Source organism: Leeuwenhoekiella sp. MAR_2009_132, from assembly GCF_000687915.1.
In the GTDB taxonomy this organism is placed as follows: Bacteria; Bacteroidota; Bacteroidia; order Flavobacteriales; family Flavobacteriaceae; genus Leeuwenhoekiella.
In genome coordinates, this window is sequence record NZ_JHZY01000004.1 from 1,879,735 (window position 1) to 1,903,183 (window position 23,449).

Annotated in this window: 17 protein-coding genes and 1 tRNA gene; 14 read left to right on the top strand and 4 right to left on the bottom strand. The window is 36.4% G+C overall.

Annotated features, from left to right (window positions below):
• The first annotated feature begins 97 nt into the window (after positions 1 to 97).
• From P164_RS16485 to P164_RS16495, 3 genes are all read left to right on the top strand, one after another.
• Positions 98 to 1,312, top strand: a complete 1,215-nt coding sequence (locus P164_RS16485) for a metallophosphoesterase (RefSeq protein WP_028377425.1) — start codon at positions 98 to 100, stop codon at positions 1,310 to 1,312.
• A gap of 114 nt (positions 1,313 to 1,426) precedes the next feature.
• Positions 1,427 to 2,839 (top strand): hypothetical protein, encoded by a 1,413-nt coding sequence (locus tag P164_RS16490; protein ID WP_035899953.1) that lies wholly within the window; start codon positions 1,427 to 1,429, stop codon positions 2,837 to 2,839.
• Positions 2,840 to 2,928: 89 nt separating this feature from the next.
• Positions 2,929 to 3,225, top strand: coding sequence for a thioredoxin family protein (locus P164_RS16495; RefSeq protein WP_028377426.1), 297 nt, complete (start codon positions 2,929 to 2,931; stop codon positions 3,223 to 3,225).
• On the opposite strand, the gene P164_RS16500 is transcribed toward P164_RS16495, so the two are convergent.
• Together P164_RS16500 and P164_RS16505 are read right to left on the bottom strand one after the other, a co-directional pair.
• A complete protein-coding gene (locus P164_RS16500; protein WP_028377427.1) occupies positions 3,222 to 3,875 on the bottom strand; it encodes a polysaccharide deacetylase family protein in 654 nt (217 codons plus the stop codon). The genes P164_RS16495 and P164_RS16500 overlap by 4 nt on opposite strands.
• Positions 3,875 to 7,156 carry a DUF2723 domain-containing protein gene (locus tag P164_RS16505; RefSeq protein ID WP_028377428.1) on the bottom strand — a complete coding sequence of 1,094 codons (3,282 nt, stop codon included), beginning with the start codon at positions 7,154 to 7,156 and terminating at the stop codon, positions 3,875 to 3,877. Before P164_RS16505 ends, P164_RS16500 begins: the two co-directional genes overlap by 1 nt.
• A gap of 200 nt (positions 7,157 to 7,356) precedes the next feature.
• On the opposite strand from P164_RS16505, the gene P164_RS16510 reads away from it, so the two are divergent.
• Positions 7,357 to 7,429, top strand: a tRNA-Gln gene (locus tag P164_RS16510).
• Between the two features lie 58 nt (positions 7,430 to 7,487).
• Here P164_RS16510 and P164_RS16515 read toward each other — a convergent pair.
• Complete coding sequence (locus P164_RS16515) at positions 7,488 to 7,823, bottom strand: hypothetical protein (protein WP_028377429.1); 336 nt, start codon at positions 7,821 to 7,823, stop codon at positions 7,488 to 7,490.
• Positions 7,824 to 8,103: 280 nt separating this feature from the next.
• On the opposite strand from P164_RS16515, the gene rimP reads away from it, so the two are divergent.
• Genes rimP through infB form a run of 3 tightly spaced genes read left to right on the top strand, consistent with a single transcriptional unit; the run spans position 8,104 to position 12,709 of the window.
• Entirely contained in the window at positions 8,104 to 8,568 is a 465-nt protein-coding gene (rimP, locus tag P164_RS16520) for a ribosome assembly cofactor RimP (protein ID WP_028377430.1), read from the top strand.
• A gap of 9 nt (positions 8,569 to 8,577) precedes the next feature.
• Positions 8,578 to 9,810 (top strand): transcription termination factor NusA, encoded by a 1,233-nt coding sequence (gene nusA, locus P164_RS16525; RefSeq protein ID WP_028377431.1) that lies wholly within the window; start codon positions 8,578 to 8,580, stop codon positions 9,808 to 9,810.
• Positions 9,811 to 9,862: 52 nt separating this feature from the next.
• Positions 9,863 to 12,709: a translation initiation factor IF-2 gene (infB, locus tag P164_RS16530; RefSeq protein WP_028377432.1), complete on the top strand. Its 2,847-nt coding sequence runs from the start codon at positions 9,863 to 9,865 to the stop codon at positions 12,707 to 12,709.
• 81 nt (positions 12,710 to 12,790) lie between these two features.
• On the opposite strand, the gene P164_RS16535 is transcribed toward infB, so the two are convergent.
• On the bottom strand, positions 12,791 to 13,177 hold the full coding sequence (locus P164_RS16535; RefSeq protein ID WP_028377433.1) for an SPOR domain-containing protein: 387 nt from the start codon (positions 13,175 to 13,177) through the stop codon (positions 12,791 to 12,793).
• 220 nt (positions 13,178 to 13,397) lie between these two features.
• Between P164_RS16535 and P164_RS16540 the strand changes: the two genes are divergently transcribed.
• From P164_RS16540 to P164_RS16570, 7 genes are read left to right on the top strand one after another with little or no spacing between them, the layout of a single operon-like run.
• A complete protein-coding gene (locus P164_RS16540) occupies positions 13,398 to 14,744 on the top strand; it encodes a c-type cytochrome (protein ID WP_028377434.1) in 1,347 nt (448 codons plus the stop codon).
• Positions 14,745 to 14,801: 57 nt separating this feature from the next.
• Positions 14,802 to 17,894: a TAT-variant-translocated molybdopterin oxidoreductase gene (locus P164_RS16545; protein ID WP_028377435.1), complete on the top strand. Its 3,093-nt coding sequence runs from the start codon at positions 14,802 to 14,804 to the stop codon at positions 17,892 to 17,894.
• A 31-nt stretch (positions 17,895 to 17,925) separates the two neighbouring features.
• Positions 17,926 to 19,713 carry an NrfD/PsrC family molybdoenzyme membrane anchor subunit gene (gene nrfD, locus P164_RS16550; protein ID WP_081817394.1) on the top strand — a complete coding sequence of 596 codons (1,788 nt, stop codon included), beginning with the start codon at positions 17,926 to 17,928 and terminating at the stop codon, positions 19,711 to 19,713.
• 3 nt (positions 19,714 to 19,716) lie between these two features.
• A complete protein-coding gene (locus P164_RS16555; protein ID WP_028377436.1) occupies positions 19,717 to 20,256 on the top strand; it encodes a DUF3341 domain-containing protein in 540 nt (179 codons plus the stop codon).
• Positions 20,257 to 20,259: 3 nt separating this feature from the next.
• Entirely contained in the window at positions 20,260 to 20,943 is a 684-nt protein-coding gene (locus P164_RS16560; protein WP_035899956.1) for a c-type cytochrome, read from the top strand.
• Between the two features lie 23 nt (positions 20,944 to 20,966).
• A complete protein-coding gene (locus P164_RS16565) occupies positions 20,967 to 22,325 on the top strand; it encodes a hypothetical protein (protein ID WP_028377437.1) in 1,359 nt (452 codons plus the stop codon).
• 26 nt (positions 22,326 to 22,351) lie between these two features.
• Positions 22,352 to 23,425, top strand: coding sequence for a cytochrome c oxidase subunit II (locus P164_RS16570; protein ID WP_028377438.1), 1,074 nt, complete (start codon positions 22,352 to 22,354; stop codon positions 23,423 to 23,425).
• The last annotated feature ends 24 nt before the right edge of the window (positions 23,426 to 23,449 follow it).

The following is a 23,449-nucleotide window of genomic DNA, read 5'->3' on the forward strand; positions in this document are numbered from 1 at the left end:
GAATAGCCTTTTTTAAATAGATTTCTTAAAAATATAAGTTTTAATAAGAATTTTAAACACATTGCTTTATTAATATTGCTGCGTCAAAATTTTAAATATGCGGTGGGTTTTATTTATTGTCTTTTATATTCTTATTGATATATACGCTTTTCAAGCTTTTAGAACTTTTTCTAAGAGTATATGGCTCAATTCAATTTATATAATCGTGTCTTTAACTGTATTGGGTGTTTTAATATATACGCTTTCTACTATGGACAGGTCTAAAGGAATTGAATCGCACGAGATGTATATTTTTGGTTGGTTTCTTGTCTTTTTTGTTCCGAAATTAATCTTGCTCATTATCATGTTTGGTGAAGATCTTGTTCGATTTTTGGTTGGTTTGATAACTACACTATTTGGAAAGTCAGAATCTTTTGAATTACCCTCAAGGCGTAAATTTATAAGTACGGTGGCTCTAGGTATTGCCGCGATACCTTTCGCCTCGTTAATCTACGGAATGTACAAGGGCAAGTATAGATACAGGGTGCTTTCTTATACGTTAGAGTTTGAGGATCTTCCGGAAGCATTTGATGGATATCGTATAACTCAAATAAGTGATATACACAGTGGAAGTTTTGATGACGAAACTAAAATAGCTTACGGGGTCGATCTTGTAAATAAACAAGAAAGTGATCTTATCTTATTCACAGGAGATTTAGTAAATAACTTTGCAAGTGAAATGACTAATTGGTCTCAGCTTTTCTCTACTTTAAAAGCTGAAGATGGGGTTTATTCTGTTTTGGGAAACCATGATTACGGCGATTATGCAGATTGGGAATCCCAGATAGCTAAGCAAGAAAATTTAAACCAGCTAAAAAGTATTGAAGCTCAAATGGGTTGGCAGCTTCTATTAAATGAGCATAGGTTTATAGAGCGAAAAGGCGAGCGTATTGCGTTAGTGGGTGTAGAAAACTGGGGAGCCGGTTTTAAGCAAGTCGGAGATATTGATAAGGCTTCTAAAGGTTTATCTAAAGATGATTTTAAAGTTTTAATGAGTCACGATCCCTCGTACTGGGCAGAGCGCATAAAAAAAGATCCTAAAAATTATCAATTAACATTGAGTGGTCATACCCATGGGATGCAATTTGGTATAGAGATTCCGGGCTTTTTAAGATGGAGTCCTGTTCAATACCGATATGAAAACTGGGCAGGTATATATAAGGAAAATAATAGGATTCTTAATGTTAATCGTGGATTTGGATATTTAGGTTATCCCGGTCGAGTAGGAATTTGGCCAGAAGTCACTGTTATTGAATTAAAACGAAAACAATAAAACATCACAGTAATAAAATTCCTACCTAATAAATTTATATTATTAATAAATATCGATAAAAGTTATATTATTTAACTTGAAATACATATATTAGTTTAGATCTAATATGTGATTATGATGTACGTTAAAAATATTTTTCTGCTCTTGTTGTTTTTTTTAGGTTTAACTAGCTATGCTCAAGTAGGTATAGGAACAACCACTCCCAACACTTCAGCTTTGCTTGAAATCCATTCTGATACAAAGGGTTTTTTAACTCCTAGAATGACAACAATAAATAGACTTGCAATAAGTAATCCTGCAAACGGACTTTTAGTTTACGATACAGATGAGTCATCTTTTTATTACTATAAATCTTCTACCTGGTCAAAGGTTGATGGTACCAATAAAAGAGACAATTATGTTTTAGTAAAAAGCCAGGCAGATTTTCCGGCAGTTTCTGCGGGTTCAATCACGCTAGATGAGAATGTTTATTATGAGATAAATGGCGAAATAACTTTAACCGCTTCTATAAATCTAAATGGAGCATACGTAGCTGGCTTAGATGCAGGCGAAGATGTTTTGAATTTTCCTGGGGGTGTTATTTTTAAAGGAGCCACAGGCGGAAGTATTCGTAATGTTACACTTAAGGGGTCTAAAGCATTTGAGATAACCGGGCCGGGGATTGCCTCTTCAGAATCTTTATTAATACAAAACACCATTATTAATGGTATGACTACAAGTGTAGGTTCTGTCTCAGGAATCGGGTTACTATTTTCAAATATTGTACAGTTTGTAGGTAATAAAAATGGTGTTTCCTATTCTAATATCGGTAATTTATTGCTAAATAATCAGGCCTGGTTAGGAACAAATTTAGGTACATATGAAAAATTTACGGGTAATTTTGGATTGATAGAAAAGGTTAGTGGCTTTAGTACGGTAAACGGGTCTGCTGTAGCTATTGATGTGAGTGCCGATCCTGTATTAGCAGGGAGTGGTGTAATCTTAGGAACGGTTTTTACAGGGACATCAGCTACTTATATTAATAAATACACAACAGGGTCATTTGCAGGGTATAATTTCACAAACAATTGGACTGTTAATTGTCCCGGTATACCGGCAGAATCAGATAATGAAGCTACAGGTAATATATATTTTGATTCTGCACCAGTTACTGTATTGGGATCATCAGCAATAAAACTTCCCGTCACAACATTGTCAACCCGACTTTTTAGAATGGCTAATGGGGGTGTTTCAAATAGATTAGTATACCAAGGAAAAAAATCCCGAGCTATTAATATTTTTGGAGCAATATCATTCACTGCCATAGGAGGTATGCGAGTTACTTTTTCAATCCGAAAAAATGGCACTATCGTTTCGGGAACCGAAGTTATTTATGATATAATAAACACTAACGACAGGCAAGGATTGTCAATTATAGGTACCGTTGATGTAAATCCTAATGATTACATTGAAATTTATGTAGAAAGAAATATATCTTCTACTCCTAATCAATTTTTAGTTACGAGCTATAATCTTATAGGAAATTAATAAATGAGCGTCTTTTTTATAATGTTTTCTTAAAATAAAGCTTTTAAGGCTTTTAGCCTTATATTTAACACTCTAAAAGAGCGTGAACTATGTCAAAATTTGGAGCACTCATTGATTTGCAAATTCCGGTATTGCTTGATTTTTATACAGAATGGAATGAACAATCAACTACAATGCATGCAATCTTGCGTGATGTTGCGGCGGCACTAGGCGATAAAGTTAAAGTTGTAAAAATAGATGTAGATAAAAATCCAGAACTTGCCGAAGCTTTGCGAATTAAAGGACTTCCTACATTAGTTATTTATAAGAAAGGGGAGATGAAATGGCGTCAAAGCGGGGAACTTGATGCTAACTCTTTAATTTCGATTGTGCAAAAATTTGTTTAAAGACCTTTAAACTCATATCCTAATTCAGAAAAATGCTTTAATACTTTGGGAAGTGTATATCGCAGATTTCTTTCTGCTTTAAGGCTGTCATGAAAAACGACAATACTACCATTTACTGAGTTTTTTAAAACATTTTTTAAGCACAGCTCTTTTGTGATGTTAGGGTCCCAATCGCGGGCTATAACATCATACATAATAATGTCGTAACCTCTAGCAATCAAATTTTCAGCTTGATTTTTCTTTATTTTCCCATAGGGAGGTCTAAAGATTTTTTGAATTGCTGAAAGCTTAGATTCCATTACCGCTTCCGCTTTTAAGAAATTAGAAATATAGGTGGTTGTTTCTGTTTTCCAGCCGTTGAGATGATTGTAGGTGTGATTACCTATGCTATTACCACTATTCTTTAAGTATTCAAAAGTGGTAGGATTCTTAAAAACATTTTCACCTATACAGAAAAAAGTGGCCTTAGCGTTATACGCTTTAAGAGTGTCTATTACCCATGGAGTAACCTCTGGTATGGGGCCATCATCAAAAGTGAGGTAAATATCTTTTTGAGAGTCATTCGCAATTATTTTATCCCATATGTACTTACTGTAAAGACGCTTAACTAATTTAGGCGTCTTTACCGGTAAGTTAAATTCTTCAAACATTATCGCGTAGTATCTTTTGGGATTGCAATAGAAGTATCTCTTAAGTTTTCTGTGGGTTGAGCAGTTTCAGGAGCTGTCTCGTCTTCACCATAAAACTGACTAAACTTACGTAGATACGAGTTGAACTCTTTTGCTTTCTCAGGCAAAATGTCTTGATCCTGATTACGTATTAAAAGATCAACCAGACTTCGGTAGCGTTCAATATCTGTAATGATATCCTGTGCATATTTATACTGCTTGTTGAGATTTACAGTACTCCAGTAATTCAATTTTTCCTGATATTTTTTAGCGACAGAATTCCATAATTCACGTGCTTTTTCCTGTTCACCTACTTGATAATAACCACTAATATAGGGTTCTAATAATGTGTAATATTCAAAAGTTTCTACCGGCATTTTTTCCATAGCCAGGTCGAGAATATTTTTGGCTTTATTAAATTCTTGCTCATTAATTAGCGTTTCGGTTAGACGAGCAAGATTTCCGCGGTAGGTGATACCATTACGACGGGTTTCGGTATCGTGATAAACATCAGGATCGCCACTATTACCCCAATACCAATTCATTGCGATATCATAAAATTTATCTGAATCTATTCGGCCCATATCATAAGGAGATTGCGGGTCTATAGGAGTGCGTATAGGTACAAGTTTGTAGCAAACACCATCAAGCTGAAGAAAATCTTTCATCCACAAGTAGTCATCGTCCCCAAAGCTGCCGCCTGTAAAATAAATAGGACGTTCCCAGTTGTTGTTAGCCACGACGTCTAGCATTAGAAGGCGATTTTTATAAAGCACGTCTTCCTTAATGTTAACAACGATATTAGGAACAATTAAATCTCCATCTTTTTGTGCTACAATGCCATTTTTTAAAACAGTGTTTTTGTCAACAAGTATGCTCACAAGTTTAGTCGGGTAGGTGTGAACCATCGTACCGCTTTGCAATTCTTCCATTGTTCTGGGGTCATCACTGGCTATCCAGTTCATCCAGGTTTTAATATCTAAAGTATCATTTGGTCTTAACTCATTATACCAAATTGCATCTCTGTTTCCGGCTACATATTTATCGTGGGTAAGTTGAGAAGGGATAGGATCACTCTCATAAGCTTTACGCTTCATATCATCTATGTACCATGATGTCTGAAAAAGACTGGTATTTATAATGCGCACGTCTCTTCTATAACCTTCAATCTCCTGAGCATACCATAGAGCAAAGGTGTCATTGTCACCTATAGTGAATAGAATAGCATTTTCATCACAACTGTCTAAATACATTTTTGCCATGGCTAACGCGGTTTTTCGGTTAGAACGGTCGTGATCATCCCAGTTTTGAGCTGCTAAAATTACGGGTGCAGCTAGTAGGCATGCTACGGTAACAATAGGTAAAACAACCTTTGCACTAAGTTTATCTTTAAGCATATCATAAAGTGCATATACTCCAAAACCTATCCACATAGCAAATACATAAAACGAACCTACTAGAGCATAATCTCGTTCCCTAGGTTCAAATGCGCGCTCATTTAAATAAATTTTAAGTGCAATTCCTGTAAATAGAAATAAAACAAGAAGTACCCAAAAACTTTTTTTGTCTTTACTTGCCTGAAAAACCAATCCGAGTAGTCCCAAAATAAGTGGTAAGAAGAAATACATATTTCTTCCTTTATTATTTAAAACATCACTAGGTAAATTATCCTGAGGTCCTAGACGTGCTTCATCTATAAATGAAATTCCACTTAACCAGTTACCGTGTATATCGTCATAATTACCTTGAATATCATCCTGACGTCCTGTGAAATTCCACATAAAATAACGCCAGTACATGTAACCAAATTGAAAATCAAACATATACGCAAGGTTGTCTGAAAATGAAGGAGGATCAACATCTATATATTGTCGTATGCGCATTAAGAAAGCCTGAAAGCCTTCATTATCAATGCGACCTTGAGCATAATCAGACTTAAATTGTGCGACAGCTTGTTGTAATTCTTGATTATCTGCATATTCTGCCTTCACCTGAAACTGCAATGGCCCTGTGAACTGCATATAGTTTGCCATATGGTCTGTACTCCACATACGTGGTAGAAAAACTTTATGACGGTCTTCTGAGTTTTGAACTGCATTTTTCCATTCGTTAACTATGATGTACTTCCCGCTTTTTTCATCTTTTTCATAGTTAGGTTTGCCGTCAACGTATGGGTTTTGAGCATCTAGCCCACCAAAAATTTCGGTGAATTGAGGGCCGTAAAACAAATGCGTTTCTGGATACTGTTCTCTATTGTAGTATGCAAGTAGTTCTCGAGCGTTGTTTGGGTTATTTTCATTTATAGTAGTGCCGGCATTTGCGCGTATAGGAAGCATCAGCCAACTCGAAAACCCAATAAAAATAAATAATATCGAAAGAATTAGCGTGTTTAGCTGGTAGTATGACTTTTTACGTGTAAACTTCAGCAAGAAATAGAAAATAGCAATAAATGCGATTCCTGCAATTATAGTCCCGCTGTTAAAAGGGAGTCCGAAGCTGTTTACAAAGAATACTTCGGCATAACCAAAGAAGCTTAAGGTATAGGGTAGCAAGAATTTAAAAATGAACATTAATACTGCCACTACAATTACGTTAGCAACAATAAAGTTCTTTACCGTAATGGTTTTGTAATTTTTAAAGAAATATAAAAAACCTATTGCAGGAATTGTTAGTAGGGCCATAAAGTGAACCCCAAAGGAAAGTCCTATAATAAAACAGATAAGCATAAGCCATCTGTTGCCTCGCGGCTTAAACATATCACGCTCCCATAAAAGGGCTACATAAAAAAGCGCTGATAGCATAAACATGGCCATCGCATATACTTCTGCTTCAACAGCATTAAACCAGAAACTATCTGTAAATGCAAATGCAGTTGATCCTATAAAAGAGGCTGCTAAAATTGCCATTTGATCTGTGTCAGTAAGAATTTCTTTATTGCGTTTTAAGAGCTTACGCAATAATAGAGAAATGGACCAGCACATAAATAAGATGGTAAATGCAGAGGCTAAACATGACATGAAATTCACGCAAAGGGCAACGTAAGTGGCATCTGGTGCAAAGATTGAAAAAAATGCTCCCAACATTTGATATAAAGGTGCTCCCGGCGGATGCCCAATTTCTAATTTTGAAGAGGTTGATATATACTCACCGGCATCCCAGAAACTGGCTGTGGGTTCTACTGTTAAGCTGTAAGTGATTAATGCAACAGCAAATGCACACCAACCAACTATTTTATTGTACTTCGGGAAATTGAAGTTTATCATAAGGCAAATTTAGCAAGCAGCGAATTTAAGAATTAATACGGTAATGAATTCTGTTTTACTTAAAACGACGCCAGGAATAAAAATATTTTTTGTTTTGAAAGTTTTTAAAAAAAATATTTGCTGGTCTAAAAGTTTGTTTTAAATTTGCAGCCGCATTCGCAAGTCAGGTGAGTGTTTTCTTTTTTAACGAAGAAGGTTAATGGCCTATGGTGTAACTGGCAACACGTCTGGTTTTGGTCCAGAAGAGTCTAGGTTCGAGCCCTAGTAGGCCAACAAAAAAAAATCCGAATCTTAGATTCGGATTTTTTTTATTTAAAAAGTTTCCACTTATTTAGGCCTTTTTATTTGTAGTTAAGTAGTGAAGCATGTTTGTATAAAAAGTGATTCCGTGTGTGTCTTTTTTTATGCAATCACATAAAAAGGATTTTAGTTGAGATGATTCAATCTCTATTAAAGCTTCCGTGTCTGGGGAATCAGACAAAATCGACTTCAGGCGAATTAATGTAATATCTTCTTTATGTTCTATCACCACTTCAGAGGCTTTGAAAAATTTTTTCAGAATAGCTTTTTGAATGCTTTCAGATTGTGCAGAACGAAGGTTGTTTGTACAGTTGCGATCAATAATCTGAAATAGATTAACTAGGATCTCTTGAGTGGTTGCTTTCATAAAGACTGGTTTAGATTTTAATTGAATTTAACTCTGTTTTTTAATCTAAAGTTTTAATGAAATGTTATTTAGAATAGTATTAACTATTTTAGGTATAAATTTTAAATTTTGAGGAGCTATTTAATGGTAGGTATTTGCTATTAAATTGGTTTTTAGTTAATACCTACACAATGCTATTGTATAGGGTTTTTAAAACTTCAAAATTATTACTATATTTGCAGCGTTAATTAAGAAAAAATTAAACGAGGGGGCACTTAAAGTCCCCTCTTTTTATAGGATCATGTTGAAGGAAAAAGTAAAAGCTCTTTTAGTAGAGGCGTTTGAAGAATATGAGTCGCTATTTTTAGTAGACCTTAGTTTTAAAGGAAATAACGAAATTACTGTTGTGATTGATGGTGATGAGGGTGTTACCGTTCAGGATTGTATAAATGTGAGTCGTAAGGTAGAGCATAATCTTGATAGAGAGGAAGAAGATTTTTCTCTTGAAGTGATGTCTTCTGGTGCTACAGAGCCATTAATTAATAAAAGACAGTACAAAAAGAATGTTGGGAGAGATCTTGAGGTAAAGCTTCAGGATGGCTCAAAAATTACCGGGTTACTTACTAAGGCCGAAGAAAATACTATCACATTATCTTGGAAAGAACGCGTTCCTAAAGAAGTAGGGAAAGGTAAAATTACGGTTGATAAAGAAGAGGTAATCTCTTTTGATACTATTGAGCAAGCAAAAGTTAAGATAAAATTTTAAGTACATAGCATGGAAAATATTGCGTTAATCGAATCGTTTTCAGAGTTTAAAGATGATAAGCTAATAGATAGAGTAATGCTTATGGCAATACTCGAAGAGGTTTTTAGAAGTACCTTGAAAAAACGTTTTGGAAGTGATGATAATTTTGATATAATTATTAATCCTGACAAAGGGGATTTAGAGATTTGGCGTAATCGTGTTGTTGTTGCAGATGGAGAGGTAGAAGATGAGAATTCTGAAATAAGTTTAACTGAAGCGCGTAAAATCGAACCAGATTTTGAGGTAGGTGAAGATGTATCTCAAGAGGTTAAATTAATAGACTTAGGTCGTAGATCTATTTTGGCGTTACGTCAAAATTTAATTAGTAAGATTCACGAGCACGATAATACAAATATATACAAGCAATTTAAAGATCTTGAAGGAGAGCTTTATAATGCAGAAGTGCATCATATTAGACATCGTGCGATCATTTTACTTGATGATGAGGGTAATGAGATCATAATGCCTAAAGAAAAACAAATACCATCAGATTTTTTCCGCAAAGGGGAAAGTGTAAGAGGTATTATAGAGAGTGTAGAGTTAAAAGGCAATAAGCCTTCTATTATAATGTCCCGTACTTCTCCGTTATTTTTGGAGAAATTGTTTGAGTCAGAAATACCTGAAGTTTTTGATGGTTTAATTACTGTTAAAAAAGTGGTGCGTATTCCTGGTGAGAAAGCAAAAGTAGCAGTAGACTCTTATGACGATCGTATAGATCCTGTAGGTGCCTGTGTGGGAATGAAAGGTTCGCGTATACATGGTATAGTTCGTGAGCTAGGTAATGAGAATATAGATGTAATCAATTACACGTCTAACCTGCAACTTTTTATAACACGAGCATTAAGTCCTGCAAAAATTACTTCAATTAAAATAAATGAAGAGAATAAAACAGCAGAGGTTATGCTTAAGCCTGAAGAGGTTTCAAAAGCAATTGGTAGAGGTGGTCATAACATTCGTTTAGCTGGTCAGCTAACAGGTTATGAGATTGATGTGTACAGAGAAGGAGTGGAAGAGGATGTAGAGCTTTCCGAATTTTCTGATGAAGTTGAAGCTTGGGTAATAGCTGAGTTTTCAAAAATAGGTTTAGATACCGCAAAAAGTATTTTAGAACAAGACGTAGAAGATCTTGTACGCAGAACAGACCTTGAGGAAGAAACCGTGTTAGATGTAATGCGTATTCTTCGTGAAGAGTTTGAACAATAACTAGGAGTGTACAGGTTTTTTAGGTTAATTTTATAGCGAATTATAGCATTTTATGGCAGAAGTAAGAAACATGAGGTTAAATAAGGTATTACGTGAACTTAATATTTCACTTGATCGTGCAGTAGATTTCCTAAAGGAAAAAGGTCACGAAATTGAAGCACGTCCTACTACAAAAATCTCTGCCGAAATCTACGAGGTACTATCTGATCAATTTCAGACAGATGCCAATAAAAAAGTAGCGTCAAAAGAGGTAGCTCAAGAGAAGCAAAAAGAGAAGGAGGCGTTGCGTATAGCTCGTGAAGAAGAAATTGAAGAAAAACGTCAGACGCGAGAAACTCAGTCTGAGGTTATTCGTGCTAAAACTAATCTTCAGGGTCCAAAGCAAGTAGGTAAAATAGATCTTGATAAGCCTGGCAAACCTAAAGAAACACCTGTAGAGCCGGTTAAAGCTGAGCAGGCTGCCGCTCCTAAGGAAGAGATTTCAGAATCTAAAGTTGAAGCTGCTTCTAAAGAGGAGGCCCCAGCTGAAGCTAAAGAAGAGGCTAAGAAAGTTGAAGAAACTCCTAAGCCTAAGGTTGAAGAGGTTGCTAAGGCCGAGCCAAAGGTTGAAGAAGCTCCTAAAGTAGCTCCTGTTGAGGCAAAGAAGGAAGTTTCTGTTAAAGTAGGTGCAAAACCTCAGGAACAAAAAGCAGAACCTAAGAAAGAAGAGCCTAAACTTGGGGATGATGTTTTAAAAACAGATTATAAAAAATTAGACGGTCCTAACTTTACCGGTCAAAAAATTGATTTATCTCAGTTTAAAAAACCAGAAAAGAAGAAGAAGCCCGTTGTTAATGATGATAAAAAACGCAAGCGTAAGCGAATAAGTAAAGCTCCGGGTGCTCCAGGGGCGAATACCGCAGGTTCTAACGCTAATACACGCGGAAAAAATACACGTAATACATCTGGTAGCGGAAACAGAAGAGGTGCTACACCTGTAGTTAAGGAGGAGCCTACTGAAGAAGAAGTACAGAAACAAGTGCGCGAAACCTTAGAAAAACTTCAAGGTAAATCGAGTAAAGGTAAAGGTGCTAAATATCGTAGAGATAAGAGAGATCAACACCGTCAAAAGAATGAAGACGAGCAAGCTCAGCAAGAAGCAGAAAACAAAGTTTTAAAAGTTACCGAATTTGTTACTGTAAGTGAGGTTGCCACGATGATGGATGTTCAGGTCACTAAAGTGATTTCTGCTTGTATGTCATTAGGAATGATGGTTACAATGAATCAGCGTCTAGATGCTGAAACATTATCTATCGTTGCAGATGAATTTGGCTATGAGGTTGATTTTGTAAATGCAGATATTAAAGAATCTGTTGCTGTACAGGAAGATGCGCCAGAAGATCTTAAACCAAGAGCTCCTATTGTAACGGTAATGGGTCACGTAGATCACGGTAAAACCTCACTTTTAGATTACATACGTGAAGAGAATGTGATTGCAGGTGAGAGTGGTGGTATTACGCAGCATATTGGTGCTTATGGGGTTACTTTAAAAGATGGTCAAAAAATAGCCTTCTTAGATACGCCGGGTCACGAAGCCTTTACCGCAATGCGTGCACGTGGTGCTCAGGTTACAGATATTGCAATTATTGTAGTTGCGGCAGATGATGATGTGATGCCTCAAACTAAAGAAGCTATCTCTCACGCACAGGCGGCGGGAGTGCCTATTGTATTTGCAATAAACAAAATAGATAAACCTACTTCAAATCCTGAGAAAATTAAAGAGCAATTAGCTCAAATGAATTTACTTGTTGAGGACTGGGGTGGTAAAATACAATCACACGATATATCGGCTAAAACCGGTGTAGGTGTTGCAGAGCTTTTAGAAAAAGTGCTATTAGAGGCCGAAATTCTTGAGCTTAAGGCAAACCCAGATAAGCGTGCAAACGGTACTGTGGTAGAAGCTTTCTTAGATAAAGGAAGGGGTTATGTTTCTACAATTCTGGTAGAAGGAGGAACCTTAAAAATAGGAGACTACGTACTTGCAGGTACTCATAGCGGTAAGATTAAAGCTATGCAAGATGAGCGCGGTAAAGAAGTTAAAGAAGCTGGGCCCTCAACTCCTGTGTCTATTTTAGGATTAGATGGCGCACCACAAGCAGGTGATAAGTTCAATGTGATGGAAGATGAGCGTGAAGCAAAAGATATTGCTTCTAAACGAACTCAACTGCAAAGAGAGCAGTCTGTGCGTACTCAGAAACATATTACCCTTGATGAAATTGGAAGACGTATTGCTTTAGGAGACTTTAAAGAGTTAAATATAATTCTTAAAGGTGATGTTGATGGTTCTGTAGAAGCGTTGACAGATAGTTTTGCTAAACTATCTACTGAAGAGATTGTCGTTAATATTATACATAAAGGGGTAGGTGCAATTACTGAAAGTGATGTATTGTTAGCTTCTGCTTCAGATGCAATTATAATTGGATTTAATGTTAGACCTGCCGGTAATGCCCGTCAAGTTGCAGATAAAGAAGAAATTGATATCCGTACATATTCTATAATCTACGATGCTATCAACGATCTTAAAGATGCAATGGAAGGTATGCTTTCTCCAGTAATGAAAGAGGAGATTACTGGTAATGCTGAAATTAGAGAGACGTTTAAGATTTCTAAAATAGGAACTATCGCAGGTTGTATGGTTACTTCCGGTAAAATCTTCCGCAATAATGGCGTTCGATTAATTCGCGATGGTGTAGTGGTTTATACCGGTGAATTAGCATCCTTAAAGCGTTTCAAAGATGATGTGCGTGAGGTGGCTAAAGGTTATGATTGTGGTATGCAGATTAAGAACTACAATGATATACGAGAAGGAGATATTATTGAATCCTATCACCAGGTAGCGGTCAAGAAGAAACTGAAGTAATTCGGTTTAATATATAAATTAAAAAGCCCCTGAAGAAATATTCTTTAGGGGCTTTTTAGATTTTACATATACTTAAGTGCATTAACGCTCAGGCTTCATAACAAAAGCGTTAGGGAATAATTTTTGCACCTGTAATAGTGCACGGTCAGCTTCTAGTCGATTTCTAAAATTACCTACCCAAACCTTGTAATTGGGGCTTTCGTAAACAATTTTGGGCTCCCATTCATCATAGCGAGACTTATATTTACTGTGAACGCTATTTGCACCGGTCACAGTGCCATAATAAAGCTGAATTTTATATCGATCAACTAATTCATCATTATTAGTCATTTTTGATTTAAGTGACAGCAATTCGGGTATTCTATTATCTTGAATAACATTAGATTTGCCACTTTGAGCGTATGTATTTGTAATGAATAATCCGCCAAAAAAAATGTATGCAAGCGGTTTTAAAAGGGTTCTTTTCATAAGAAAAAATGTTTAAGCAAAAGTAATTGTTATAACTCAAAATGGACATATTTTATTATTTAGAACTCGTATAAATTACCTTTTAACGCTTTGCTAACACTTCAAAAATCCACTTCTAAGTCTTACTTTTGCCATCAAATTTGTCGGCATTCTTTTTAGCCTTGAGACCCTTGGAATTCCTAAGATCGATGCCGCGCTAAGATGACAATTCTATCACACTATGAAACAGGGTAAAAACCTTAATTCAGCTTTTCGATTTTCTTTAATCACTTTAGCTTTATTGCTTTCCTTTTCTTCTTTTGTATATGCTCAAGAAGCGGAACAGCCTGCTGATGGTGCTGCTCAATCAGAAACCTCGCCAGCGGTGCAGGGTGGTGATGCGGCTGCCGGAAAAGCTTTATTTAACGCAAATTGCGCAGCTTGCCACAAATTGTACACTCGTGCTACTGGTCCGGCTTTATTTGAAGTTACAGAAAGACGCGACAGAGAGTGGTTGTATCAATGGATTAAAAACAACCGTGCATTAATTGATGCGGGAGATCCAGAAGCTTTAGAGGTGTATAATGAATACAATCAAACTGCAATGAACTTGTTTCCGCAGTTGACTAATGCAGACATTGATGATATTCTTGCGTACACGAATACGCCTAAGCCTGAAGCTACAGCTCCTGCTGCTGTTGCTGGTGATTCTGCTCAAGGTGGTGGAGGTGGAGTATCTACCACTATAATATTGGGAATTCTTGCTGTAATCCTGGTGATGCTGGTTGCGGTTCTTTTTCTTGTAAATAGCACTTTGAGAAAATTTGCAGTAGCACAAGGTGTAGAGCTTCCGGTTAAGGAAACCCGTAAGCCTATTTATAAAGCATTTGTTGAAAATCAATTTTTAGTATTGGTTTCTGTTATTGTATTGCTTTTAGGAGGTGCTTACTTTGCCTATGGGTGGATGATGCAGGTAGGAGTTGATCAAGGTTATGAGCCAATTCAGCCTATACATTATTCACACAGAATTCATGCTGGTGAGAATCAAATAGAATGTAAATACTGTCACTCTTCAGCAAGAACAAGTAAGCATTCTGGGATACCTTCTTTGAATGTATGTATGAATTGTCATAAGAGTATAGGCGAGGTTGCTGATAATACTTCAGAATTCTCATCAGTTACTGAGGACTATTCAAAAGAGTTTTACGATAAAGAAATTCAGAAATTATATAAAGCAGCGGGTTGGGATCCTGCTACGCAATCATACACTGGGGAGACTCAGGCTGTAGAATGGGTACGTATTCATAACCTACCAGATTTTGCATATTTCAACCACTCGCAGCACGTTAGTGTTGCTGGGGTGCAGTGTCAAACGTGTCACGGTCCTGTTGAGGAGATGGAGATTATGTATCAATTTGCTCCTTTAACTATGGGGTGGTGTATAAACTGCCATAGAGAGACAAACGTTAAGATAGATGGTAACCCATATTATGAGAAAATTCATGAGGAGCTTTCTAAGAAATATGGTGTTGAGCAATTAACGGCTGCGCAAATGGGAGGTCTTGAATGTGGTAAGTGCCATTATTAATAAAATAGAATACGTGTTGTTTTATCTCGCGTTCCAAAATAAATAACAATAGATTTTATGTCATCAAACAAGAAATACTGGAAAAGTGTTGAAGAGCTAAATGAAAATAGCTCTATTGTTGAGGCGCTTAAACAGAATGAGTTTGCGCAGGAGATTCCTACAGATGAGTTTCTGGGCGACAAGAATTCGTTAGATGCCTCTTCTACTACGCGTCGTGATTTCTTAAAATATGTAGGTTTTTCTACAGCTGCTGCTACATTAGCTGCCTGTGAGGGTCCTGTTGTGAAATCAATACCTTACGTAGTAGCTCCAGAGCGTATTACTGTAGGTAAAGCAGAGTATTATGCGTCTACAATGGCAGATGGTTTTGACTTCGCTAGTGTATTGGTTAAAACTCGTGAGGGAAGACCTATTAAAATTGAGAATAATAAAATGGCCTCTGCTTTAGGGGGTAATAATGCTCGTGTGCACGCTTCTGTATTGTCTATGTACGATACAAAAAGATTGCAAGGGCCAAAGATAAATGGAGAGGATGTTTCGTGGGATGAGCTTGATGAAAATTTAGGTTCTAAACTTAAATCTCTAGGTGGAAAAAGTATTGTGTTGTTGACACAAACTTTTGCGAGTCCATCAACGTCAAAATTAATTGCAGAATTTTCTGCAGCGTATCCTAATGTTAAGCATGTGACTTATGACACTATAAGTGAGAGTGCAGCATTAGATGCTTTTGAGAGTAAATATGGAATGCGTGCATTACCTGATTACGATTTTTCTAAGGCAGAAGTTATTGTTTCTTTTGGAGCAGATTTCTTAGGAGATTGGCAAGGTGGTGGTTTTGGACCGAGCTACTCAAAAAGTAGAGTTCCTCAAAACGGAAAAATGTCTCGTCACATTCAGTTTGAGGCAAATATGACCTTGTCTGGAGCTAATGCAGATAAGCGTGTGTTAATGACGCCAAGTGAGCAGAAAAAAGCAATAACTGCATTGCAAGGTTTAATTGCTGGTGGTGGGTCTAACACAGGTCTTTCTCCAGAACTTGATAAAGCTGTTAAAGCTGCTGCAGCACAATTACGTAATGCTGGCAGAAAAGGTGTTTTTGTAACGGGTATTCAGGATGCAAATGCTCAGCTAGTTGCATTATCTATAAATGAATCTCTTGGTAGTGTTGTTATAGATACACAATATCCTAAAATGACTCGTCAGGGTGATGCCAAGGCTGTTAAGCAATTAGTAGCTGACATGAACTCAGGTTCGGTAGGTGCTTTATTAGTAATGGGCGTTAACCCGGCTTACAGTATGCCTAATGTTGATGAGTTTAAAGTTGGTTTAGAGAAGGTTGATGTTCGTGTTTCTTTCAATATGAAAGAAGATGAAACCGCTTTGTTGTGTAATTATCTTGCGCCAACTCCACACTATTTAGAATCTTGGGGTGATGTAGAGATTAAAAAGGGTCAAATTTGTTTGACGCAGCCTACCATAAGACCATTATTTAGTACTAGACAATTTCAGGATTCTTTATTAACCTGGACCGGTAGTACACAAACGTATTATGATTATTTAAAAGCAAATTGGAGTAACTCTTCAACTAGCTTTAATCAAGCTTTGCACGATGGTATCGTGTCTGGCACTATAAATACAGAAGCAACCGCTGTTACTGAAGAAATGAATTCAGTTTCTGAAAATGGATCTTTAACACTAGCGAGTGCATTATCTGCATTAGCTCAGGATGGTGAACCTTCTGGAAATGTTTTTGATTTAACGCTGTATTCTAGTACGGGTATGGGTGATGGTCAGCAGGCTAATAACCCCTGGTTGCAAGAATTTCCTGATCCTATTACAAGAACTTCATGGGATAACTTTCTTACTATGTCAAAAGTTGACGCAGATAAGTTAGGTGTCGAGAATGAGATTACTTCAAAGGGAGAGCTTAATGGTAGCTATGTAACCATAACATTAGATGGTGTTAAACTTGAAAATGTACCAGTATATATTCAGCCAGGTCAGGCTCCAGGGTCTGTAGGACTTGCTTTGGGTTATGGTAAAACTGCTGCTGTACAGGATGAAATGAAAGTAGGTGTTAACGCCTACCCATTATATAAAGATTTTAGTGCAACTCAAAAAGTTGAAATTACTAAAACTAGTGGATGGCATGAGTTTGCCTGCGTTCAGATGCAGAATACAATGGCTGGTCGTGCAGATGATATTATCCGTGAGACTACATTAGAGATTTTTAATACTAAAGATGTTCATGCTTGGAACCCTGTAGGAGAGGTTGATTATAACCACTCTGAGATTGAGGTTAGAGATAAGAATGCAGACATTTGGGAATCTTTTGATGATACTGTAGGGCCACATTTTAATCTTTCTATAGATTTAAATGCGTGTACCGGCTGTGGTGCTTGTGTTATTGCGTGTCATGCTGAGAATAACGTTCCTGTGGTAGGGAAGCAAGAAGTTAGAAATTTTAGAGATATGCATTGGTTGCGTATTGACCGTTACTATTCTTCTGAAGATACCTTTGCTGAAGAAACTAAAACGCTTGAAGAGCTTCCGGCTTTTGACTCGTATTCTGTAGTAGAAGTTCAGTCTTATGATAATCCTGAGGTAGCTTTTCAACCTGTGATGTGTCAGCACTGTAACCACGCTCCTTGTGAAACTGTGTGTCCTGTTGCTGCCATAGGTCACGGTAGACAGGGTCAAAACCAGATGACATATAACCGTTGTGTAGGTACACGTTATTGTGCAAACAACTGTCCATATAAAGTACGTCGTTTTAACTGGTTCTTATATAGTGAAAACGATGAGTTTGATTACAATATGAACAATGATTTAGGTCGTATGGTTCTTAATCCAGATGTTACTGTACGTTCTAGAGGGGTTATGGAGAAATGTTCTTTCTGTATTCAAATGACTCAGAAGACTATTCTAGATGCTAAACGTGAAGGTAGAGTAATTAAAGATGGTGAGTTTGCAACAGCTTGTAGCAATGCTTGTGATAATGGTGCTATTAAGTTTGGGGATGTAAATATTCCAGATTCAGAAATCGTAGAATTGAAAAATGATAAACGCAAGTATTATTTACTTGAAGATATAGGAGTTAAACCTAATGTATTCTATCAGGTAAAAGTTAAAAATACTGCTGAAGCTTAAAATTTTTTAAAATAAATATCAATATATTAATATGTCGTCACACTACGAAGCACCCATAAGAGAGCCTTTGATTCTTGGAGAGAAATCTTACCACGATATCAGTGTAGATGTAGGAGCTCCTATATTAGGAAAGGCCAATAAATCTTGGTGGATTGTTTTTTCTATAGCGCTTATCGCATTTTTGTGGGGTTTAGGCTGTATTGTTTATACAGTAACTACAGGAATTGGGGTTTGGGGTCTTAACAAAACAATTGGCTGGGCCTGGGATATTACCAACTTTGTTTGGTGGGTAGGTATTGGTCACGCCGGTACCTTGATCTCCGCAGTACTTTTATTGTTCCGTCAAAAATGGCGTATGGCAATTAACAGGTCTGCAGAAGCGATGACAATTTTTGCTGTTGTTCAAGCTGGTTTATTTCCTATAATTCACATGGGTCGCCCTTGGTTGGCGTATTGGGTATTACCTATTCCTAACCAGTTTGGTTCGTTGTGGGTAAACTTTAATTCACCACTACTTTGGGACGTATTTGCAATATCAACATATCTATCTGTTTCGCTTGTTTTCTGGTGGACAGGTTTACTTCCAGATTTTGCAATGATTAGAGACCGTACCAAAAGTCCTTTTCAACAAAAGATTTACGGTATATTAAGTTTTGGATGGAGCGGTCGTGCAAAAGACTGGCAACGTTTTGAGGAAGTATCTCTAGTGCTTGCAGGTTTAGCAACACCGTTAGTACTTTCAGTACATACTATTGTATCATTTGACTTTGCTACTTCAGTTGTTCCGGGATGGCACAGTACGATTTTCCCTCCTTACTTTGTTGCTGGTGCAATATTTTCAGGATTTGCTATGGTACAAACATTACTTCTTGTAATGCGTAAAGTTGTAAATCTTGAAAATTACATAACAATTGTTCATATTGAATTTATGAATAAGGTAATACTACTAACTGGTGGTATTGTAACTGTTGCTTACTTAACCGAGTATTTTATTGGTTGGTATTCTGGTGTACCTTATGAGAATTATACCTATTTGTCTTTTGGTGCTGCTACGGGACCTTACTGGTGGGCCTTCTGGGCATTAATTATATGTAACCTTATTGTACCGCTTACGCTTTGGGTTAAAGCTTGGAGAAGAAATATAGTTTGGACCTTTTTTGTTGCCCTTGTTATTAACATAGGTATGTGGTTTGAGCGTTTTGATATTATTGTTCTTTGTTTGAGTAAAGATAGATTAACATCTTCTTGGACTATGTTCTCTCCTACTTTTGTAGATATTGGAGTATTTGTTGGAACTATTGGTTTCTTCTTCGTATTATTCTTATTATATGCTCGTACTTTCCCTGTAATAGCTCAGGCTGAAGTTAAGAGTATTCTTAAGTCGTCAGGAGCTCGTTATAAGAGAATTAGAGAGTCTGGTGAAGATCTTGCAGGAACTGCTGCAGATAGTCGTACTTCTAATTATGCTGAGCGTACAACCTTAGCTTCTGCATCAAATAATGATAAAACATATCATCAAGCTACAGTTAATGCAGATGCATTGTTAGATACTGAAGCTAAAAAAGCAGAGGTTGATTTGATGTTGTCACGAATAGGTATTTACGATCCAGCAACTCAAACGGCAGATGATTTGAAGCTGATAAGTGGTGTGGGTCCTGTACTTGAACAGAAATTACATCAGTTGGGTATTTATACCTACGATCAGGTAAGTAAAATGACAAAAACAGAATATGATTTGTTAGATGAGATCATTGATGCTTTTCCAGGAAGAGCTGAACGTGATGATTGGGCAGGTCAGGCACAAAAACTTAAACAATAAAATATGGCATCAGCAAACGTTTTACATGCGCTTTACAATGATGATGATATTCTCATGAAAGCTGTGAAGGAGTTACGTGCTAAAAAGTATAGAATAATTGAAGTGTACACTCCTTTTCCAGTACACGGTCTAGACAAAGCAATGGGGCTTGCTCCAACACGTTTAGCAATAACTTCTTTTATTTATGGTCTTATAGGATTGAGTGTGGCAACTTTAATGATGAATTTCATTATGATTGAAGATTGGCCAAGAAATATAGGTGGTAAGCCTAGTTTCTCATACTTACAAAATATGCCTGCTTTTGTGCCAATTATGTTTGAGTTGACCGTATTTTTTGCAGCTCACTTAATGGTTATTACATTTTATTTGAGAAGTAAAATATGGCCTTTTCAGAAAGCTGCTAATCCTGATGTTAGAACAACAGATGATCATTTCTTAATTGAAGTAGATGCTGCAAATCACGATCTAGATGCGCTTTCTAAGTTTCTATATGACACGGGAGCTTCAGAAATTAGTTTAATTCATAATGAAGAACACGCTTAACAAATGAGAAATAATATCCAAATATTAGGCTCTTTGATGTTGCTCGTTATTTTGGCATCTTGTCAAAATAAAGACTATCGTAATTATCAATATATGCCTAACATGTACCAGGAAGTAAGTTATGAGGCTTACGGTAATTATGAGGTATTTCCAAATGGAATGGAAGCTATGATACCTGCAGAGGGTTCTGTTTCTCGCGGTTGGATGCCTTATGAGTACGAAAATAGTACAGCAGGTTATGAAGCTGCTAAAGCAACATTAGTAAATCCGGTTCCTTACACTGAAGATAATTTAAATGAAGGTAAAGAACTATATACTATTTACTGTGCAATTTGTCACGGTGATAAAGGTGATGGTAAAGGAACTTTAGCCAAGCGTGAAAAGATTTTAGGTGTACCTGCATATAATGATCAGGGAAGAGCAATTACTGAAGGTAGTGTTTATCATGTGACATATTACGGTATAAATACTATGGGTTCTTACGCTTCTCAAACTACAGAGCGTGAATTATGGTTGATTAATCATTATGTCATAGATCTTAAAAACGAATTAGACGGTAAGCCTAAAAGAGCCTTTGATTCTGATTCTAGTGCAGATGATGAAGCTGTTTTAACTGAAGAAGAAACAACTGATGAGGAGGCTGCTACTAATGCAACAGTCACAGAAGAAGCTCATATTGAAGAATAATAAAGCCAGGATATTTCAAAATTATGTATACATTTTCTAGTAAATTAAGACTTTTCGCCATTATTAGTATGGTACTTGGGTTAGTTGGCTTGGTCTATGGCTTTCTTTCTGTTCCGGCTACGGTAGAGGAGGCAAGCGCGGTTTTAGCCTCTCACGATGCCCATCATGAGACTACTGATAATCATGAAGAAGCCAGTTTTATAGATGAAGCTCGTCAGGAGCACGGTTATTCTGAAGCTGCAATGGCTAAAGATAAGGATATGGGACATAATGCTCATGAAGATGAAGAGCATATGCAACATGTTTTACATCAAATGCAAAGTAAACCCTGGTCTGCCGCATTCGTAGCCGCATTCTTTTTTATGATGATAGCTTTAGGTACTTTAGTATTTTATGCGATTCAAACAGCTGCTCAGGCAGGATGGTCTCCAGTACTTTTTAGAGTAATGGAAGGTATAACGCATTATTTACTTCCTGGGTCTATAATTGTTCTTCTTATTGTAATATTTGCAGGAGAGCATTTTTATCCCTGGCAAAACCACGAGTTGGTTGCTGAAGATCAAATTTTACAAGATAAAGCTGGTTATTTAAATTTTCCTTTCTGGCTAATACGCTCTATTATTTATGTTGCAGGATGGAATTTATATAGATTCTTTGCAAGAAAAAATAGTCTTGCGATGGATACGGCAGAAGATGATAAGCCTTACAAGAATTTGTTTAAGTTTTCAATATTCTTTTTAGCCTTTTTCTTATGTACAGAATCTACAATGGCTTGGGATTGGTTCATGTCAATGACTCCACATTGGTACAGCACACTTTTTGCCTGGTATATTTTAGCTGGTATTATGGTATCTGCAGTTACCGTTATAGCTATGGTTACCGTTTCACTAAAGGCAATTGGTAAGCTCGAGTTTGTTAATGACAGTCATCTTCATGATTTAGCCAAGTTTATGTTTGGTTTCAGTATATTCTGGACTTATTTATGGTTTGGTCAATTTATGTTGATTTGGTATGCAAATATACCGGAAGAAGTAACCTATTTCATTTTAAGAATTCAGGAATACAATCCTATTTTCTTCGGAATGTTGATATTGAATTTTGTATTTCCTATTATTATTTTAATGAACAGTGATTTCAAACGAGTTTCCTGGTTTGTAGTTATAGCTGGTACTATTATACTTGTAGGTCATTACATAGATATATTCTTACTTGTTATGCCATCTACAGTAGGGCCATACTGGTCTTTCGGAATTACAGAATTCGCAGCTATATTATTTTTCCTAGGATTATTTATTCTTATGGTGGGCTTAGGCTTATCTAGAGTGTCGTTGAGACCTAAGAATAATCCATTCTTAGTAGAAAGCGAGCATTTTCATTATTAATATCAACGAACAGAAAAAACACAACAATGACCGTTTTTTTAGTACTTATTGTAATTATACTTTTTGCTGTAACATTATGGCAAATGAGTAAGATATATGCACTATCTAAAGGCAAGTCGAAAGATGAGTCTGGTGAAGTTGCAAATGATAAAGACAACAGCGTCAATGCAAAATTGATGGTGATGTTTACAGTTTTCCTTTATTTCTTAATGTTCTATTGTTTCTGGCATTATTCTAAATTTTATTTACCAGAAGCTTCATCTGAGCATGGTAGCAAGTATGATAATCTTATGTTTATCTCTATTGCTTTAATCATGTTTGTACAGATTATAACGCAATTTTTACTTCACTTCTTCTCTTATAAGTATAAAGGTGAAAAAGGAAAACGCGCATTGTTTTATGCCGATAATGATAAATTAGAATTCATCTGGACCATTATACCTGTAATCGTACTGGCGGGTTTAATTATCTACGGTTTATTTACCTGGTCAGATATAATGAATTTTGAGGAAGACGAAGATGCACTAGTGATTGAATTATATGCTCAACGTTTTAACTGGAAAGCTCGTTACTCTGGTGAGGATAATACATTAGGTAATGCTAACGTTCGTTTTATAGAAGGTATAAATCAATTAGGTATTGACCCTAGCGATGCAGACGGCCAAGATGATATCGTGACGCAAGAATTACACTTACCGGTAGGTAGACAAGTAATATTTAAATTACGTTCTCAAGATGTATTGCACTCTGCTTATATGCCTCACTTTAGAGCACAGATGAACGTAGTGCCGGGTATGATTACACAATTTTCATTTACACCTACGGTAACTACTGAAGAGATACGTACTACAGATTATATGCAAGATAAAATGCGTACAATTCAGAAAATACGTAATGATAAGAATAAAGAACTTGCTGCTGCTGGTGAACCGGCTCTAGACAATTATGATGAGTTTGATTATTATTTGCTATGTAATAAAATTTGTGGTAAAAGTCACTACAATATGCAAATGAAAATAATAGTAGAGAGTCAGGAAGATTACGAAGCTTGGATTAAACAACAAGAAACGTTTAAAACTAGCATTGCAGGTCAAGAATAAAAAAAAATTACTAAAAAGAAATTA

Bases quoted from the DNA above. Each gene is read 5' to 3' on its own strand.
- rimP (WP_028377430.1), top strand. From the start codon at position 8,104: ATGTTGAAGGAAAAAGTAAAAGCTCTTTTAGTAGAGGCGTTTGAAGAA.
- P164_RS16515 (WP_028377429.1), bottom strand. From the start codon at position 7,823: ATGAAAGCAACCACTCAAGAGATCCTAGTTAATCTATTTCAGATTATT.
- infB (WP_028377432.1), top strand. From the start codon at position 9,863: ATGGCAGAAGTAAGAAACATGAGGTTAAATAAGGTATTACGTGAACTT.
- nrfD (WP_081817394.1), top strand. From the start codon at position 17,926: ATGTCGTCACACTACGAAGCACCCATAAGAGAGCCTTTGATTCTTGGA.
- P164_RS16540 (WP_028377434.1), top strand. From the start codon at position 13,398: ATGAAACAGGGTAAAAACCTTAATTCAGCTTTTCGATTTTCTTTAATC.
- P164_RS16560 (WP_035899956.1), top strand. From the start codon at position 20,260: ATGAGAAATAATATCCAAATATTAGGCTCTTTGATGTTGCTCGTTATT.
- P164_RS16485 (WP_028377425.1), top strand. From the start codon at position 98: ATGCGGTGGGTTTTATTTATTGTCTTTTATATTCTTATTGATATATAC.
- P164_RS16490 (WP_035899953.1), top strand. From the start codon at position 1,427: ATGATGTACGTTAAAAATATTTTTCTGCTCTTGTTGTTTTTTTTAGGT.
- P164_RS16495 (WP_028377426.1), top strand. From the start codon at position 2,929: ATGTCAAAATTTGGAGCACTCATTGATTTGCAAATTCCGGTATTGCTT.
- nusA (WP_028377431.1), top strand. From the start codon at position 8,578: ATGGAAAATATTGCGTTAATCGAATCGTTTTCAGAGTTTAAAGATGAT.
- P164_RS16535 (WP_028377433.1), bottom strand. From the start codon at position 13,177: ATGAAAAGAACCCTTTTAAAACCGCTTGCATACATTTTTTTTGGCGGA.
- P164_RS16500 (WP_028377427.1), bottom strand. From the start codon at position 3,875: ATGTTTGAAGAATTTAACTTACCGGTAAAGACGCCTAAATTAGTTAAG.
- P164_RS16505 (WP_028377428.1), bottom strand. From the start codon at position 7,156: ATGATAAACTTCAATTTCCCGAAGTACAATAAAATAGTTGGTTGGTGT.
- P164_RS16545 (WP_028377435.1), top strand. From the start codon at position 14,802: ATGTCATCAAACAAGAAATACTGGAAAAGTGTTGAAGAGCTAAATGAA.
- P164_RS16570 (WP_028377438.1), top strand. From the start codon at position 22,352: ATGACCGTTTTTTTAGTACTTATTGTAATTATACTTTTTGCTGTAACA.
- P164_RS16565 (WP_028377437.1), top strand. From the start codon at position 20,967: ATGTATACATTTTCTAGTAAATTAAGACTTTTCGCCATTATTAGTATG.
- P164_RS16555 (WP_028377436.1), top strand. From the start codon at position 19,717: ATGGCATCAGCAAACGTTTTACATGCGCTTTACAATGATGATGATATT.